The organism is Fulvimarina manganoxydans (assembly GCF_900176465.1).
Classification (GTDB): Bacteria; Pseudomonadota; Alphaproteobacteria; order Rhizobiales; family Rhizobiaceae; genus Fulvimarina; species Fulvimarina manganoxydans.
Genome location: NZ_FWXR01000014.1, coordinates 99261 through 115033, shown reverse-complemented (window position 1 = coordinate 115033; position 15773 = coordinate 99261). Strand labels below are relative to the sequence as shown.

Genomic DNA, 15773 nt, shown 5'->3' with positions numbered 1-15773 from the left:
TTCATCGTTTCGTGTTCCCCAGCTGCCTGAGAAAGAGGTGCGTCGAAACACCAAGGAGCAGGGCAAGAAGGAGGATGGAGATCATGTACGTCTGTACGTGTCGCGAGAGCCAGCCGGCAAAGACCAGACGGAGATTGGTGAGGGACCGCGGCTGCGTCTCGAACAGACGCTCCCGGTTCGCGGCAAAGGTCTCGACGTCGCCCTTGTCGTCGACCGTCCCTACAGCCCCTGAAAGTCTGTCCCAACCGGATCCTCCGCTGAGAAGCGCGATGCCCTGAGATAGGGCGGCTTCGTCGGGCGCAGCGACAACGCTCCAGGCGTGAGGCTGGCTTCCTGGCGTCGCCGCCTGGGCCAGGATCACGCTGGCGCTCCTGTCAGGTTGATATCCTTGAATGGCCGTGAAGGTGCTGCTGTCTCCGATCCCGTCAATGACGACAGTGCGGCGGGCCCACAAGACGGAGTTGTTCAACAACTCGGCGACGCGAGTGCTGACATCCATCGGCGTAGCGAAGGAGGTGAAAAACGACGCCTCCCGAACCGCAAGAGTTTTCGCCTCCGGCTGTCCGCCCCTCGTCGGTTCCGGCTCGGACGAGCCCAGCTGCAGCATTCCCGGTTCATTCACGCCAGTGTGGGTGAGAAGTTCTGGAGGCAGATCCTTGAAAGTGCCGACCGCCAGGAGATCGCCGGACGTCGTAGGTGGAACCGTCGAACTCAGTCGCGTTGTCCTGACGGTTCTGGACGAACGTGCGGATAGGGCGAGGATCGTTGCTGCAGCATCGAAGGAGGGGCCGTCGGAGACCGGCGTGAGGAGCGTCAGAGAAGCACCTACCGCGGCATCCGCAGTACCGGCATTGGCGATCGCCCCAAGGTCGGGAAGATGCCCCATCCGCCCAACCTGCGGGACCCTCAAGGTAGAGGATTCACGGATTACGAAACGTGGGTCAAGATCCGCAGCCTCAGCAGGATCGCAGGTGGCGTCCGTATTCTTCAAAAGCGACGCCTCGAAGGAGATCGTATTTCTCCCCGGCCTAAGATTGCCGAGCGGAATCTTGAGAACCTGGTCAGTCAGTTGCGCGCCGCCCGGTGCGTTGAGCGACAGCACGGCGACCTGGTGCCCGTTGGCCTTGACGAGCAGTTGGGCGTCTGTCGAGAGACCGGCTGCGTAGGCTGCATTCAGCTTCAGGCGCGCGGTATCGTAGTCCGCAGGATAAAAGTCAGTCGGCAGAAAGAAGGACATCTCGGACCGATACATCCGGCCAGAAAATTCCTGGGTATCAAGCCCAAATTCCCGAAGAGACACAGCCGTCGCTAGCGGGAATTCGGCCTGTTCCGGCTGCCCGAGCGCCTTCAGTCCGAAAATTGTTCCGCTCGCCCGGCTCGACTGGGCTGCAGAAACGAGCGCCGTCACTGCGGATGCAATGTCGGGAGCCGCCTGAGTGCCCAGCACCAGCCCGGCTCGCCCTGTCGGATCAGGCTTGATGAGCGAGACGCCCGGGAGTCCGGTTCCGGCGCCAATCGCTCTCGCGGCTGCTCCCTCCCCAAAGAAGATGTCGATACCGGGCCCGGTTCCTGCTGTTTTGCTGAAGGTCACCAATGGGTGCTTAAAGCTACCGAGGATGCTGACAGCCTGCACGGCACTCAGTGCGAGAGACTTCAGCCGGTTCGACGTGCCTTCGGGCAGCACGACATTGATCGCCGTATGATCTGTACCGCTGCGGGCGACTACAGGAAGGTCGGCAAGCGATATTGGCCCAAGATCCGGCAGGGCAAAATCGATCCCGCTCCGCGCCGCGTCGACCTGCGTCCACAGTTCGTATGTTCCTGAGAGCGAACAATCGACCCGGTGATGCTGGTCGACGGCGATACCGATGCTGTTATAGCCGGGCTGCAGCATACCGGACGGAATTTCTAGGACGAGCGAATTTGCCGGACCCGCCCGAAGCTTGGTCTCGCTCACAGACCGGTCATTGACGAAAACCTGCATGCTAGACGTCTGGGGCAGGACGGACACGGCAGTCTGGTAGACGATATTCAGGCGCGCCGGCTGAGCGGTCTCCGCAGCCGTGACGAAGAACGCGATGTTGGTCATGGCTCGTTCGCCGCTTAAAAGCAGGTCCTGCTGTGATGCCGCAAAGCGCCTGAGGCTAGTCGATGCGGTTCCGACTGCCGCGGCTGCGGGGGCCAGCCGTCCGGAATCCGCCAAGGAAAACGGCGCGATCCCTTGGGCGCAGACGGGAAGCGAGAAGACCCCGACGGCCGCGATAAAAGTGGTAGACAGAAACGTTTTCTTCAGCATGACCGTCCCTCAGGAAATTCTAGAGCTTGTCGGCGCCGACGTCGGAAAGGCAGCCTCTAAACCTGCTGGCTCGGCGCCTTTAGCTTTCGGCTCGTCGCGATCGAAGATCAGGTGATGAAAGGCTCGAAGGGGGTAGCTTATTCCCCAGCCGATGAAGGCCAGGCTGCCGCCCAGGATGCCGCGCATCCGCCGCCGCTTACTGCGTTGCTCGCGCACCGGTTCCATATCGGCGAGCATGAGTTCGGCGATCAGATGGTAATGCTGCAGCGCAGCCTTGAACCGAACTCCAAGTCCTAGCCCTTCCTCGCTCGTCACCAGGCTTTGAATGGCAACCGGCAGCGAGCCGATCTCCTTGCCGCCGCTTAGAGGATAGATCAGGAGCCGGGCGTTTTCCCGCACAAGGCCTTCCGGCACTGGGCCGAGCGCCAGGACCTTCGCACCTCCAAGCGATACATCTTCGATGGCCACGGGAACCGTAGCACCGCCGATGCAAAGATCGCCCTTGCGCATGGCCAGCAAACGCGGTGACTGCCGGCGCTCCATTCGTTCGGTCACCACGCCGAGGGCAGCACCAGCCACGATAAGGTTCATCAAGTTCCAGGCGCCGACGACGAGCAGCATGCCGCTGATCGCTGGCTCGGTCTGAAAGCGGTAGATGGCGACACCCATGACGAAGAGCAGGACGCCGAAGATCGCGAAATAGGGCCAGGCGAGCTCGGACAGATGCTCCTTATCGGTAGTTTGCCCCTTCGCTGTGACGTTAAAGGTCGGGCGACGCGGATTGATCAGGACGCTGATGACGGCGCGCGCGAGGTAGACCGACTGAACGTATTCATAGAGGTCGGAAACCCAGGGCCAGCGCACGCGACCATAAAGATAGTTCCGGATCAGCTCACCCGCGCAAAGATAGGTGATGGAGTAGGAGATGAACTCGTCGACCGAAGCGTCGAAAATCTTGAGGTCGAACAGGATAAATAGAAGGGGAGAGATAAGGAAAATCAGCCGGATGAATGGGAAAAACCAGAACATCATGCTGGACAGGTAGCAGATGCGCTGCGGCAAGCTGAGGCCGCGGCGGAAGGCGGGGTTCTTCAGGAGAAGGATTTGCACCATTCCGCGACACCAGCGCGAACGCTGGCCTATAAAGCTGGAGACCGTCTCCGGCTGCAGGCCGGTTACCATCGGGCGATCGACGTACAGGGAATTCCATCCACGCGAGTGCAAATCCAGTGCCGTCTCGCAGTCTTCAGTGATCGAGATGCCGGAAAAGCCGCCCACCTGCGCAAGAGCCTCGCGCCGCAGAACGGCTGCCGACCCACAGAAGAAAGCAGCGTTCCACTTGTCGAGCCCCTTCTGGATCGGGCCGTAGAACATCTCGTTCTCAGACGGCATGCGCTTGAACGTTGAAAGGTTTTTCTCCAGCGGATCCGGATTTGCGAAGAAATGCGGCGTCTGGACCAGAAACAGCTTAGGATCGGTGAGGAAGAAGCCGACTGTCTCCCTCAAAAACTCTCGCGCCGGCGCATGATCGGCATCGAACACGACAATTAGCTTGCCAGAAGACCGGGACAGGCCGTTGTTGAGATTGCCGGCTTTGGCGTGAACATTAGCGACGCGCGTGTGATAGGTAACCTCGAGGTCCCTGCAAAGATCTTTGAGTTCCTCGTGGCGGCGAAGAGCCGCTGTAGCGATTGCAGGGTTTCTGGAAAGGCGCTTCTCGTCGGTGCCGCCGTCGTCGAGGAGATGAACCCGGAGCCGGTCCGCCGGATAGTCCATTCCCTTTGCGGCGGAGAGAGTGAGCGCAAGAATGTCGCTGCTCTCATTGTAACTAGGGACGAAAACATCAACACTCGGCAGATCATTGTCCGGATATTGCGGCGCACGCGAACGTTCCAAAGGATCTGCGGCGACAAACAGGCTCATTGCAAGCATAAGGAGACAGTACATCTCGGCGCCGTAAAGAATTATTGCAGGAACAAAGTTGATTAAATCTTCGGTAGAGGGCAAAGTTGCCGTCGTTCGCCAGTAGGCGTAACGCAAGATAACGACGGAGGCCGCTGCGAGGAAAATAAAACGCCACGTTCCTCCGAGACGCAAGGCATAGATCGCGGCTGCAACTCCGAGCGCCGTCATCGCGATCACCCATTGGGCATTCACACTGATCGGCTGCTGAATCAAAAGAAGGAACGCGGCCGCGCAAGCGAGCCAGCCAGCCCCTGAAAGGACAACGCGCATGAGAATCTCTTTCCAAAGGGTAATACGAGCAGAGCATGGCTCCATTCACTCTCATACTTTGTTGCAAAGCAAAACTGACGTCAATGAGCTAGTGACTTTCAGTAATGTTTCGGTTAATCGTAATATTTTAGGCGATTTTGAATAATATAGGGAGGTGGCGGACCTGCACTTCGACCAGAAGCAAGATCCGTGTGAAAGCACGCTCGCTAGGCTCAGAGTCCGTCCGTGAAGTCATGGCTCCCATCCGAGCCGTCTCACGAGGATTATCACGGAAGCGGCGTACAGGAAGGCGGCCGCGAGGGCGATGGTCGACTCGGGGTCCTCTCAGAGGCGCCGGTTTCGACTGATCCAGGCGAAGAAGCGTTCGACGACCCAGCGCCGAGGGTGAGCGGCGAAGCCGATTTGGTCAGGCGGCTCTCGCACGATCTCGACGTCGATCAAAGAGGCGTTATGTGGCCACTCGCTGGAGAAGCCCATGTCGGCAAAGACCTTCTCGACGAACAGGTATGATTTGCGGGAGACCCGCAGGATGGGGACGGCGCCGTCCCGATCCTGGATGTCGGCAGACTGCGGATCGATGATGAGGGCTCGGCCATTCTTATCCACCATCGTTTGGCGCTTGCGCCCCGCGACCTTTTTGCCAGCGTCATAGCTCGTCGGCCCGCCGCTCTCGATCGCCTTCACGCTCTGGCTGTCAATGACAGCGGCACTCGGCGAGGCTTCGCTACATGCCGTCCGTCCTCATGGGAGCGGACTTTAGTCCAACGTGGAGGGAAAAACTCAATGGCAGGTCAAAGGCAGCGTATTACGCGCGTGGCCGAGTCTGGTAGATCAACCAGGGAGCATGGAACTGCATGAGCTGGAATTACCGGATCATCCGGCACGCGGAGGGGCATTTTTCGCTCCATGAGGTCTATTACGACCAGGATGGTCAGCCGGAGAGCTACACCGCCGATCCCATATCCTTCGTCGTTGACGAGGAAGAGGGGCCACATGGGATCGTCGAGTCACTAAGGTTGGCTTTGCACGACGCCGAAACGCGGTCCATCCTCGACATCGCCGAGTTTCGGTTCGATGACAACGAGCATGGATAGGCTTCTCAATTTTGAAACCGGCTTCATAAAAGGGCCGACGCGCTACTGCTCGAGTTTTCCCAATTTTTGAACCCGGTTGCAAATTCGACCACTCACAGTGATTTTCTCAAACCATAACAGATCGACGGTCAAACGACACGTCGTCAAGCGTTTAGGTTATTGGAATGAATGAATTTTCTCCGAATTGAAGACGCCCTATTGATCTGTTATCCGATCTGTTCACGGTGGATGAACGTAACAGATGGCGAAAGCCTGAGATGCGTAGCCTTGTCGTGCATTCAGACCACCTGCGATACTTGTTCGCCCTTCGAAATTCCATTGCTAGGAGCGGTTGGCCTTTAGGTGGCTAAGGTCCAGATCTGGGTAAGAGATCCTCTCGATCTCGGTCCTCAGTGTGCTTGGACGTAGCCCACTCCCATACGCTTCCTCTGTTCGTCCAGACGTCCAGCCAGCCAGAGCGCGAACACGTTCCGGAGAAATCTCCGCTTCTCGGAGGGCATCGCGGTAAGTGTGCCGGAAGGAGTGAAACACCTTCTTGGAATGGGTGATGCCCACATGGTCCAGAAAGCGCGCGAAAAACTTAGAGAAGGGGTCTGACCTATAGCCTGTCGTCCCAACCGCAAGGTCCGCGAAGACAGGCGCGTTCGATGCGCGCTTGCGTCGAAGACCGTCGATATGGGCGAGGAGACCGATTGCCTTCGGCTCCGGATGCACAAGAACGAAACGTTGGCCCGCTTCCGTCTTCACCCGCTTTGTCTCGTCGTCTGAACCTCGGATCAGAATAATATCAGTGCCATCCTCAACAACGAAGTCATCGAGCGTAAGTTGGCAGATTTCATTCAGGCGCATGCCGGTGAACAGGGCGATGAGGGGCACCCAAAAACGACCTCGACGGATGATGTTCGGCCCCGGCTTGGAGTAACCTGCTTCGTCATCGACGCAACCGCGAAACAGCGGAGCCCCGAAAATGCGTTTCAGGTCGTCTTCCGAGAAGGGGAGACGCTTGTCCTTTGCCGCAATTTTCGGTTTGGCGAAAAGCAACCCGGCGGCGGGGTCGGTCTTGATGAGTCCCTCGTGCAAGGCGAAGCGGGTTAGGGCGCCCAGTTGCCGCAGGTAGTCGTTGGCCGTATCGGGCGAGATCGCGGGGAGCTTCTGCGCTTCCGGAAGCGCTACAACAGTCGTGGGCTCAACACCCGGAAAGTGCTTTGAAGCGTTGCTGGGGAAGCGCTCCAGGAAACTCATAAACCGCCGCACATCAGAGCGTTCAATCTCGCCGATTGCGGTTGTTGCACCGAAAAAGCTCTCCAGCATGCGCCATTGAGCCTGGCGCTTGGCCAGGGTCTTGCCCCGTAAGGCAGGCCGGGTCGGGTCTTTTTGATAGTCCGTGATGAGGTTGGCGAGCGAAATTTTTGCAACCGGGTTCACGACCGGCTTTCGCTCGATTTCCTGAAACACCGGGTCCAGCGCAATGTGGGCGTTTGGGAAGCGACGCATCACACGACGGCGCGCGATCTCAATCATAGCACTGTGGAGTGTCCGCTGAAGGTGTAGGAACTCAGATCCGTCTTCTGGTGCAACGAGATGAGCTTCACGTAAGAGGCGCGTCGCTTCGGCGTACACCACCGGCGCGATCTTCTCCCATTCAGTTGTGTCCTGAAGGTCTCGCAGCTCCTCGTCATATTCCGGCGCTTCTGTTTCCTCATCAAAGCGATCAGGACTTGAGCAACGTTTGGCAAGGTCAATCCATTTTGCAACCAGATTCAAAATCTCGGGCTCCGTCAGACGCGACTTTTGCGTCCCGTCGATCTTGCGACGGAGCGCTGCTCATTCGGCATCGAGTTTGACCCTTTCCAGCCGAGCAAGCCGGCTGGCTTCACGAAAATCACCGGTATGGAGCGATATGGTGATTTCCTGCTTTCCGAGGACGGATCGTAAAGCGTCAGGGACGCGAACTCGAAGGCGATACGTGCCGCCTTAAAGCTGCAAATTGGGAACCCGCCCGGCCATCAAAGCGCACTCTTGTGTACCACTGTTGTGTACCACATTCGCACGCGAAAGCCTTGAGTCACAAGGCTTTCGAGTAAAATCAAAAGGATAAAGGTGAATGGTGGAGCTGAGCGGGATCGAACCGCTGACCTCGTCATTGCGAACGACGCGCTCTCCCAACTGAGCTACAGCCCCGTCCACCGGTGCCGGGCATTTAGGATGGGGCGGCGTCACCTGTCAACGGGCGGGCATATCGAATTTCAGATGGCTGAAGCGTCGAGAGTGCGACGGGTTGGAGGGCGGTGGCGTTGAATGCTGTCGGCAATCCTCGGTGTTCGAGCTGGTTTGCGCCGCGGCCGGGATCGAGCGGGTCCGCAGACAGGCCGAGTGAGACGGCAAATGGAAACCAATGTCCTCTCATCTTCATTCGATTCACCATCATTCGATCCTTGCGGAATGCAACAGTCCTATGCAGTAACAAAAGGGGCGTTTGGTTGGAGGGAAAGCGGGTATGGCACTTGTTACAGCAAGAAATCTCGCGCTCGATATGTCGCTACACGACTCCTTGACGGGTGAGAGAATCTATTACGGGCTCGATATTGCGGGTGGGGGCTTCGACAGTGGATCGAATACGAAATATACGCAATATTTCACAATGTATGAGGAGGCAGTCAGCGCCCCGTACTATGTCGGCATTTCGCGATTGATGGACGCCGCGGACGGACGCCCGGCGGGAACGGTTGAATATTATTCGATCACCAAGGCCGGCGTCGCCAACACGTCCATTTCCATCGACCTCACCAAAGGTAGGCCCTATTCACAAGAGGAACTCGCCAGCCTCGGTCAGGCGAGTGTGGGAACCGTCTTCGCGCCCCATGCGCTCTTTGGTGGGAATGACGAATTTCGTCTCTCGACCTTGAACGATTATGCCGATGGCGGAACGGGCATCGACACGGCGGTCTATTATTCGACCCGGGCAGAGAACAGCATCACTGTCGATGGCGGCCGGATTACGGTTTCCGGCGATTATGGCACGGACACGCTGGTCAATATCGAGAGGCTCGCCTTTCGCGACGGGACGCTCGCCCTCGATACCGGCGGGATCGCGGGCCAAGCCTATCGCATCTATCAAGCCGCTTTTGCGCGGACGCCGGATATGGATGGCCTCGAATTCTGGATCGACTCGATGGATCAGGGCGCTACGCTGCGCGAGGTCGGAGCCGGCTTTCTGAATTCGGACGAGTCTCTCGCGCTTTATGGCGGGACGACGAGCCGGGGTTTCGTTGAAAAACTCTATCTCAACATTCTCGGCCGCGAGGGTGAGATCGAAGGTGTCGCCTTCTGGACCGGCGAATTGGCCTCTGGCCGCGCCGAGCGTGCCGACATTCTCGCTGGATTCTCCGAGAGCCCAGAAAATGTGGGGCTCGTCGCCCCGGCAATCGCGGAAGGAATTTGGATCGTCTGATCCTGTTTCGGGATTGGGACACGTGGCGGAGCGGTACACCAAGCCGTTAGCGGTGTCATAGAGACACGGCGCCGCGCCGCGACTTCGGGCTCGAGCCGGGATGCTCTTGGCCGCTTGACGGTAGCTCTCGGCGCTTCCGGTCGCTATAGGCTCGTCTGACAGCGCCGTTCCGTCGGTCCGGCGCCTCGATCGAGACAGCCGGGGTCGAAGAGCGCGATGGCGAGCCTCAAAGATAAGCGCATTCTTCTCGTCGTCGGCGGGGGGATCGCCGCCTATAAGGCGCTCGACCTCATCCGGCGCCTGCGCGAGCGCGGAGCGAAGGTGACGCCGGTCATGACGCGCGGTGCGGCCGAGTTCGTGACGCCGCTCAGCATCGGGGCTTTGTCGGCTTCGAAGGTCTATTCCGATCTCTTCGACCGCGAGGACGAGCACGATGTCGGCCATATCCGCCTGGCGCGGGATCATGAGCTCATTCTGGTTGCGCCCGCGACGGCGCATCTGATGGCGCGCCTGGCGGGTGGGTTGGTGGACGATCTGGCGAGCGCGGTGATGCTGGCGGCCAAGGCCCCGATCCTGATGGCGCCGGCCATGAACCCAGCTATGTGGGCCCATGCCGCGACGCGCCGCAATCACGAATGCCTCATCGCCGATGGGGTGCGTTTCGTCGGGCCGGGTGCGGGCGAAATGGCGGAGGCGGGGGAGGCCGGCGTCGGGCGATTGGCCGAGCCTTTGGAGATCGTCGCGGCGGTCGAAGAGGTGCTGGCACCGAACGCGCCTAAGCCTTTGGCGGGGCGCTGCTTCGTCGTCACCTCCGGTCCGACCCATGAGCCGATCGATCCGGTCCGCTATATCGCCAATCGATCTTCCGGCCAGCAAGGCCATGCGATCGCGCAAGCCCTTGCCGAGGCCGGGGGCGAGGTCGTCCTCGTCTCCGGTCCGGTCGTGATCCCAGACCCTCAGGGTGTCAGGACCGTCAAGGTCGAGACCGCCCGCCAGATGCTGAAGGCTGTCGAGGAAGCTTTGCCGGCCGATGGCGCGATCTTCGTCGCGGCCGTCGCCGATTGGCGCGTTGCGACTGAAGGCGCATCCAAGACCAAAAAGGGCGCGGACGGCCCGCCGCGTCTGGAGCTTGTCGAGAATCCCGACATTCTGGCGACGATCGGCCATGGTGAGAAGCGCCCGAAGCTCGTGGTCGGCTTTGCCGCTGAAACGAACGATCTTCTGGCGAATGCGCAAGCAAAGCTCATGCGAAAGGGCGCCGACGCGATCCTTGCCAATGACGTCTCGCTGGAAGGCGGCGTCATGGGCGGGCCGCGCAACACGGTGCATCTGGTCAGCGAAAGCGGGGTCGAGGATTGGCCGACCATGGCCAAGGCGGATGTCGCGCGCCGCCTCGTCGACTGGATCGTTGCGCGAATGGGAGCTTCGGGCGCATGAGCGAAATCCGCGTCGCCGTCCAAAGACTGCCCCATGGCGAGGGGTTGCCGCTGCTCCGATACGAGACGGACGGGGCGGCCGGCGCGGATCTGCGCGCGGCGATCGATACCGATCTCGTGCTTCAGCCAGGGGCGCGAGCGCTGGTGCCGAGCGGTTTGCGCTTCGCGATCCCCGAGGGCTACGAGATGCAAGTGAGGCCGCGCTCAGGCCTTGCTGCCCGGCAAGGGGTAACGGTTCTGAACACGCCGGGCACGGTCGATAGCGACTATCGCGGTGAGGTGATGGTGATCTTGATCAATCTCGGCGAATGGCCGGTGACGATCGCGCGGGGCGATCGCATCGCCCAGATCGTCCTTTCGCCGGTCACGCGCGGGACCTTTTTCGAAGGAGCCGCGCTCGACGAGACGCTTCGCGGGGGCGGGGGATTCGGGTCGACCGGACGCTGAGAGGGGGCTCTTCGAGTTCTTTGTCGGGATCTTTCACGCGGCGCGTGCGGGCTGACCATGGCGGAAATGCTGCGCCGAGTGACCGTAGGCCACCGGCGGTACGGTTGAGGTTGTCACCCGGTTGCGGCCGGCGCGCTTGGAGCGATAGCAATTGCCGTCGGCAATGTCGTAAAGGCGCTGGAAGCCGATCGGCTGAGCGGTGAACACCCCGCCGATGCTGACCGTGATCGGAAGCGTCAGGCCGCCTTCCGTAACCGAAAGCCGCGCGATGGTCGCACGAAGACGTTCGGCGATCGCTCTGCCCTGGTCTTCCGACGAGCAATTGAAGACGATAGCGAACTCCTCGCCGCCCATTCGGCCGACAAGATCGTCGCGTCTCAAGGAGTGCGCCAGAGTCCCCGCGATGGCCTTCAGTGCTCGATCCCCTGCGGGATGCCCGAGCTTGTCGTTGATGCGCTTGAAGTGGTCGGCGTCGAGGATCAGCAGCATGATCCCGAGGCCGTGCCCACCCCTTGCCATTTTCTCGCCCCAGCCCAGCGTCAGCCCGCTTCGATTGCGCACCCCGGTCAGCCGATCATAGAGCGCCCGGCGCTTCCATCCCTCGCTCTGCAGGCGGAACAGCCCCAGCCGAATGACAAGATAAATGAGATGGACCAAGCTGACGCAAACGGCGAGAATGACGACGAAGAGCGTCACGCGATATTGCACCATTGCATTCGAGTCTTCCAAGAACCAGGTCGCAGCCTTGATCGAGAAGGCGATGCTGGCGATCAGAAGCAGGCAGCATTCGGTAACGATCGTCCCGATCGACAGGCTCGGCTTCGACATGAGAAAACACTCACAATTCAACTGTTACCGGCAATTCTTTCATGGCCGCCTCAACGAGCCTTGAAGGGTTTTCCTGCAATTCGATCGATCCGACTGGAATCTTCTTCTCCGCTGGAGGCCGTCTTTGAAAGAGCGGTGCTGACAATCGGCGCGGCCGTGCCCTACCTTCTGTATTCGAACCGATGGTCTCGGCGCGGCACCGCCCGTGACGGCTCATCGACGAATTGCGATCGTTTTTCAGGGAGAGAGACATGGACAACCCGATCGACGACACGACCCCCCGCACCAAGGGACGCGGCCGCATCTACGACTCGATCGTCGACACGATCGGCGATACGCCCATCGTTCGGCTCAATAAGCTGGCGGCGGAGAAGGGCGTGAAGGCCAATCTTCTCGCCAAGCTCGAATTCTTCAATCCGATCTCATCGGTGAAGGATCGTATCGGCGTTGCGATGATCGAGCGTCTGGAAGCCGACGGTAAGATCACCCCCGGCAAGACGACGCTCGTTGAGCCGACCTCGGGAAATACCGGCATCGCGCTCGCCTTCGCGGCCGCGGCCAAGGGCTATCGCCTGATCCTGACCATGCCCGAAACCATGTCGATCGAGCGCCGCAAGATGCTGCGGCTTTTGGGCGCCGACCTCGTCCTCACCGAAGGGCCGAAGGGCATGAAGGGCGCGATCGCCAAGGCGCAGGAGCTTCTGTCGGAGATTCCCGACGCGGTGATGCCGCAGCAGTTCGAGAATCCGGCCAATCCGCAAATCCACCGCGTGACGACCGCCGAGGAAATCTGGAACGATACAGGCGGCGCGATCGATGTTCTCGTCGCCGGCATCGGCACCGGCGGCACGATCACCGGTGCCGGCCAGGTCCTGAAAAGCCGCAAGCCGGAGATGAAGGTGATTGCGGTGGAGCCCGAGGCCTCGCCGGTTCTCTCGGGTGGCGATCCCGGTCCGCATAAGATCCAGGGCATCGGCGCGGGCTTTGCGCCGGATATTCTCGATCGCGAGGTCTATGACGAAATCGTCCAGATCTCGAATGACGAATCTTTCGAGATTTCCCGTCTCGTCGCCCGTCTCGAGGGCGTCCCGGTTGGTATTTCATCGGGCGCAGCTCTTGGGGCTGCGATCAAGGTCGGCCAGCGCGAGGGCATGGAAGGCAAGAACATCGTCGTCATTATCCCGTCCTTTGCCGAGCGCTATCTCTCGACCGCTCTCTTCGAAGGTCTGACGGACGAGGACGAGACCCAAGAGCCGCGCAAAGGCGCGCCCTCGATCTAACGAACGAAGCTTTGGCTTTGTCGATCCGGCATCGGTGGTTCTTCAAGCCGCCGATCCCGGCGTGTGATCTGCCTTTCGAACGCGTCAAGGAATTTGCGAAAGCTCCCCCCTGACGAGGAACCCGGTTCGCGTCCCTGGCGAAGCTTGACGTTTCATTGGAAAACAAAAAAGCCCGGGCGAATTTCGCTCGGGCTTTTGGTGTGTCATCGGGACTCGAGCCGCGATGACGGGGTTGGCTTTCGTCGAGGAGGCGGTCGCGGCTTTGCCGGATCGGCAGCCTCGATCGGACGCCTTAGGTTTCGCGGCTCAGCGTGCGCGGCCGGACTTCGGCAGAAGACCTTCGCGCTGGGCCTGCTTGCGAGCGAGCTTCCGCGAACGGCGGATGGCTTCCTGCTTGCGGCGAGCGCGTTCCTCGGACGGCTTCTCATAGGAGCGCCGTGCCTTCATTTCACGAAATACGCCCTCGCGCTGCAGCTTCTTTTTCAGCGCGCGAAGAGCCTGATCCACATTGTTGTCTCGAACGTCGACTTTCAAAGCGTCTCCTTCGTCGTAAGGTTGGTCGTTCAACGGATCGGTGCATCGGATGATGCATCGATAGACGGATAACGATCGTCTGGACCCGAAGGTTCAAACGAACGTCACTGATCGCCTGCGGATGACAGGCTTCGCCGGAAGGTCGATGGCCTTCGACGAGTGCTTGGCCGCGCCTTGAGAGCCGCGCCCGAACGGGCTGCCGCTTCCATCACGAAAGGCGCTTGACCGGCGCTTGGCGCTCTAGAGTGAAACGCGACCGAGTTCGGTCGCATGCCCACTCTAACCTCTTGTTTGTCGTAAGCCGTGATCCAAAAAGTCGATCAACTTTTTGGCGCCTTACTCTAGGAAGACGGTGCCATGTCCATTTTGGACCAGTCACCGCCAGAGGACGCTGCCGAGCGCCCTGTCCCGGACAGAAAGCCGCGAGAATGCGGAATAATCGGAACAGGCGTAGCGTGTCTTTTCGCGCGCCCGGGCCGGAATGTCCATGCCTTGTGAGCAAAAAGCGGTGCGATCAAGGGCCGGCCGACCCGTTCATGACGTGTCGTTTCACGCGATGGAGCGGCCCAAAAACCTCGACAGTCCAGCGCGTTTGGGCGCGCCGACCCCGTCGCCGGGCCCGCGAAAGGCCTTCGATACAATTCTTCGCGACGGCTGATGTCTTGCACCTAGCGCCGCGACGCGCGCATGGGCAGGCCGCCATCGGGTTGAACGGTGATGCGCTGAACGACAGCTGGATGAGCCGCGCCCACAAAGTCGAAGCGCAGCCGCCGCATCAAGATAGCCAAGGCGATAACCGCCTCCTGCATGGCAAAGCTAGCGCCGATGCAAATGCGCGGACCGACCCCAAAAGGCAGATATTGGAAACGATCGATCGCGTCGCGATTCTCCGGCAGGAAGCGAGACGGGATGAAATGGTCAGGCCGATCCCACAGCATTTCATGCCGATGGATGAGCCAGGGCATAACGAGTAGGGTGGCGCCGGCGGGAATCTCCAGATCGCCGACGTTGTCGGGCGCGAGCGCCGTCCGGTTGAGCGAGGGGGCGGGGGGATAGAGCCGCATGGCCTCCTCGAAGACGGCGCGGGTTTGGGGCAGGGCGTCGAGATACTGGGATGGATGGGAGAGAGTCGGAAGGACCCGGTCGATCTCGGCTTCGACCTTGGCGCGTTCCTCCGGCGCCTGGCTGAGGAGATAGAGCGTCCAGGCGAGCGAACGCGCCGTCGTTTCGTGCCCGGCTCCGATGAAGGTGATGATATTGTCCTCGATCTCGTCTCGCGAGAGACCATCGGCCTTGAGGAGGAGCGTGAGGAGATCGTTCGGGACGTCGTTTCCGCCCGCTGCCATCTGGCTTTTCCGCTTTTCGATCGTCTCGACGATGAGGCCGCGGAAATAGGCCATGGACCTGCGGCCCTTGAGACGCCGAAGTCGCGGCAAGAAGGCGGGCGCGCCGAGAAGATCGAGCGGATCGACCCGGCCCATCGAGCCGAGGAAGTCGCGGGTGGAGCGAGCGAAGCCTTCGGGCTCGGAGGCGATGTCGTCGGAGAATAGCGTTGCCTGAAGGATGTCGAAGGTGAGCAGTGTCATCTCATGGGAGATGTCCAGCTCCCGGCCTTCAAGAGCTTCCAGGCGATCGGCCATCTGTTCCGATCGTGCCGCCATCGGCTCCGTGAAGCCGGCGATGTGCCGCGGTGTGAAGACTGGAGCGATCGCCTTTCGCGTTCGGCGCCAAAGCTGGCCCTCCGCCGTCAGGAGTCCGTCTCTTAGCAATGGACGCAAGAGGCGCTGGCGCAGCGGCTGCATCACGTAGTTCTTCGCATTGTCGACGAGACAGTGCCGGACGCTGTCGGGATCGTTGATCACGATATTGGGCACACCGAGCCAGGAGCCGCGAACGTAAGGCTCCTTGAAGGCCCTGGTGCCCCAGATCTCGATGGGATTGCGCGTCGCGGTCTGGATGAAGCCGAAGAAGCCCAGCGGTTCGGCATGGGGAACTGGAGCCGGTGCCCGAAATGGACGCGGCGCCGATTCGGGGCCAGGACTATTTGTTGCGGGAAGCGCAGTGGACATGGAGCCTATCGCCGATCGGACTGTGTTGATGACCCTGCGTTGCAATATGGGGACGCGCTCGGACGGCGTCGAGCGGGGCGAAGGGACGCGGGATATCGAACCG

Annotated in this window: 11 protein-coding genes, 1 tRNA gene and 2 pseudogenes; 5 read left to right on the top strand and 9 right to left on the bottom strand. The window is 60.4% G+C overall.

From position 1 onward, the window contains the following. Position 1 precedes the first annotated feature (1 nt). The 3 genes and pseudogenes from B9A15_RS15065 to B9A15_RS15055 form a co-directional block, all read right to left on the bottom strand. Complete coding sequence (locus B9A15_RS15065; protein WP_084411199.1) at positions 2-2296, bottom strand: cellulose biosynthesis cyclic di-GMP-binding regulatory protein BcsB; 2295 nt, start codon at positions 2294-2296, stop codon at positions 2-4. A gap of 9 nt (positions 2297-2305) precedes the next feature. Then, the gene (bcsA, locus tag B9A15_RS15060; protein ID WP_084411198.1) at positions 2306-4531 is read right to left on the bottom strand and encodes a UDP-forming cellulose synthase catalytic subunit; all 2226 of its coding nucleotides are present in this window, start codon (positions 4529-4531) and stop codon (positions 2306-2308) included. Positions 4532-4762: 231 nt separating this feature from the next. Beyond that, positions 4763-5254, bottom strand: a pseudogene (locus tag B9A15_RS15055) (transposase); the annotation flags it as partial. A 131-nt stretch (positions 5255-5385) separates the two neighbouring features. Here B9A15_RS15055 and B9A15_RS15050 point away from each other — a divergent pair. Further along, entirely contained in the window at positions 5386-5625 is a 240-nt protein-coding gene (locus tag B9A15_RS15050; protein WP_084411197.1) for a hypothetical protein, read from the top strand. Between the two features lie 321 nt (positions 5626-5946). Here the strand turns inward: B9A15_RS15050 and B9A15_RS15045 are convergent, their stop codons facing one another. The 3 genes and pseudogenes from B9A15_RS15045 to B9A15_RS15040 all read right to left on the bottom strand — a co-directional run bounded on the left by B9A15_RS15045 (position 5947) and on the right by B9A15_RS15040 (position 7806). Beyond that, entirely contained in the window at positions 5947-7389 is a 1443-nt protein-coding gene (locus B9A15_RS15045) for a tyrosine-type recombinase/integrase (protein ID WP_084411195.1), read from the bottom strand. 60 nt (positions 7390-7449) lie between these two features. Beyond that, positions 7450-7587 (bottom strand): annotated as a pseudogene (locus B9A15_RS23880) (DUF6538 domain-containing protein); the annotation flags it as partial. Between the two features lie 143 nt (positions 7588-7730). Further along, positions 7731-7806 (bottom strand) — tRNA-Ala (locus B9A15_RS15040). A 316-nt stretch (positions 7807-8122) separates the two neighbouring features. On the opposite strand from B9A15_RS15040, the gene B9A15_RS15035 reads away from it, so the two are divergent. From B9A15_RS15035 to dut, 3 genes are all read left to right on the top strand, one after another. Next, the gene (locus B9A15_RS15035) at positions 8123-9076 is read left to right on the top strand and encodes a DUF4214 domain-containing protein (RefSeq protein WP_084411193.1); all 954 of its coding nucleotides are present in this window, start codon (positions 8123-8125) and stop codon (positions 9074-9076) included. Positions 9077-9292: 216 nt separating this feature from the next. Further along, a complete protein-coding gene (gene coaBC / locus B9A15_RS15030; protein ID WP_084411191.1) occupies positions 9293-10513 on the top strand; it encodes a bifunctional phosphopantothenoylcysteine decarboxylase/phosphopantothenate--cysteine ligase CoaBC in 1221 nt (406 codons plus the stop codon). Further along, on the top strand, positions 10510-10959 hold the full coding sequence (gene dut / locus B9A15_RS15025) for a dUTP diphosphatase (protein ID WP_084411189.1): 450 nt from the start codon (positions 10510-10512) through the stop codon (positions 10957-10959). The genes coaBC and dut overlap by 4 nt, the downstream gene beginning before the upstream one ends. Positions 10960-10992: 33 nt before the next feature. Here the strand turns inward: dut and B9A15_RS15020 are convergent, their stop codons facing one another. Then, positions 10993-11787, bottom strand: a complete 795-nt coding sequence (locus tag B9A15_RS15020; protein WP_084411187.1) for a GGDEF domain-containing protein — start codon at positions 11785-11787, stop codon at positions 10993-10995. Positions 11788-12038: 251 nt separating this feature from the next. Here B9A15_RS15020 and cysK point away from each other — a divergent pair, with 251 nt between their 5' ends. After that, positions 12039-13067: a cysteine synthase A gene (cysK, locus tag B9A15_RS15015; protein WP_084411185.1), complete on the top strand. Its 1029-nt coding sequence runs from the start codon at positions 12039-12041 to the stop codon at positions 13065-13067. Between the two features lie 306 nt (positions 13068-13373). Here cysK and rpsU read toward each other — a convergent pair whose 3' ends face one another. Together rpsU and B9A15_RS15005 are read right to left on the bottom strand one after the other, a co-directional pair. Continuing rightward, entirely contained in the window at positions 13374-13601 is a 228-nt protein-coding gene (gene rpsU, locus B9A15_RS15010) for a 30S ribosomal protein S21 (RefSeq protein ID WP_084411183.1), read from the bottom strand. 668 nt (positions 13602-14269) lie between these two features. Continuing rightward, positions 14270-15670, bottom strand: coding sequence for a cytochrome P450 (locus B9A15_RS15005; protein ID WP_084411181.1), 1401 nt, complete (start codon positions 15668-15670; stop codon positions 14270-14272). Positions 15671-15773: the final 103 nt, after the last annotated feature.

Bases quoted from the DNA above. Each gene is read 5' to 3' on its own strand.
- B9A15_RS15035 (WP_084411193.1), top strand. From the start codon at position 8,123: ATGGCACTTGTTACAGCAAGAAATCTCGCGCTCGATATGTCGCTACAC.
- B9A15_RS15020 (WP_084411187.1), bottom strand. From the start codon at position 11,787: ATGTCGAAGCCGAGCCTGTCGATCGGGACGATCGTTACCGAATGCTGC.
- coaBC (WP_084411191.1), top strand. From the start codon at position 9,293: ATGGCGAGCCTCAAAGATAAGCGCATTCTTCTCGTCGTCGGCGGGGGG.
- B9A15_RS15050 (WP_084411197.1), top strand. From the start codon at position 5,386: ATGAGCTGGAATTACCGGATCATCCGGCACGCGGAGGGGCATTTTTCG.
- B9A15_RS15065 (WP_084411199.1), bottom strand. From the start codon at position 2,296: ATGCTGAAGAAAACGTTTCTGTCTACCACTTTTATCGCGGCCGTCGGG.
- B9A15_RS15005 (WP_084411181.1), bottom strand. From the start codon at position 15,670: ATGTCCACTGCGCTTCCCGCAACAAATAGTCCTGGCCCCGAATCGGCG.
- bcsA (WP_084411198.1), bottom strand. From the start codon at position 4,531: ATGCGCGTTGTCCTTTCAGGGGCTGGCTGGCTCGCTTGCGCGGCCGCG.
- dut (WP_084411189.1), top strand. From the start codon at position 10,510: ATGAGCGAAATCCGCGTCGCCGTCCAAAGACTGCCCCATGGCGAGGGG.
- cysK (WP_084411185.1), top strand. From the start codon at position 12,039: ATGGACAACCCGATCGACGACACGACCCCCCGCACCAAGGGACGCGGC.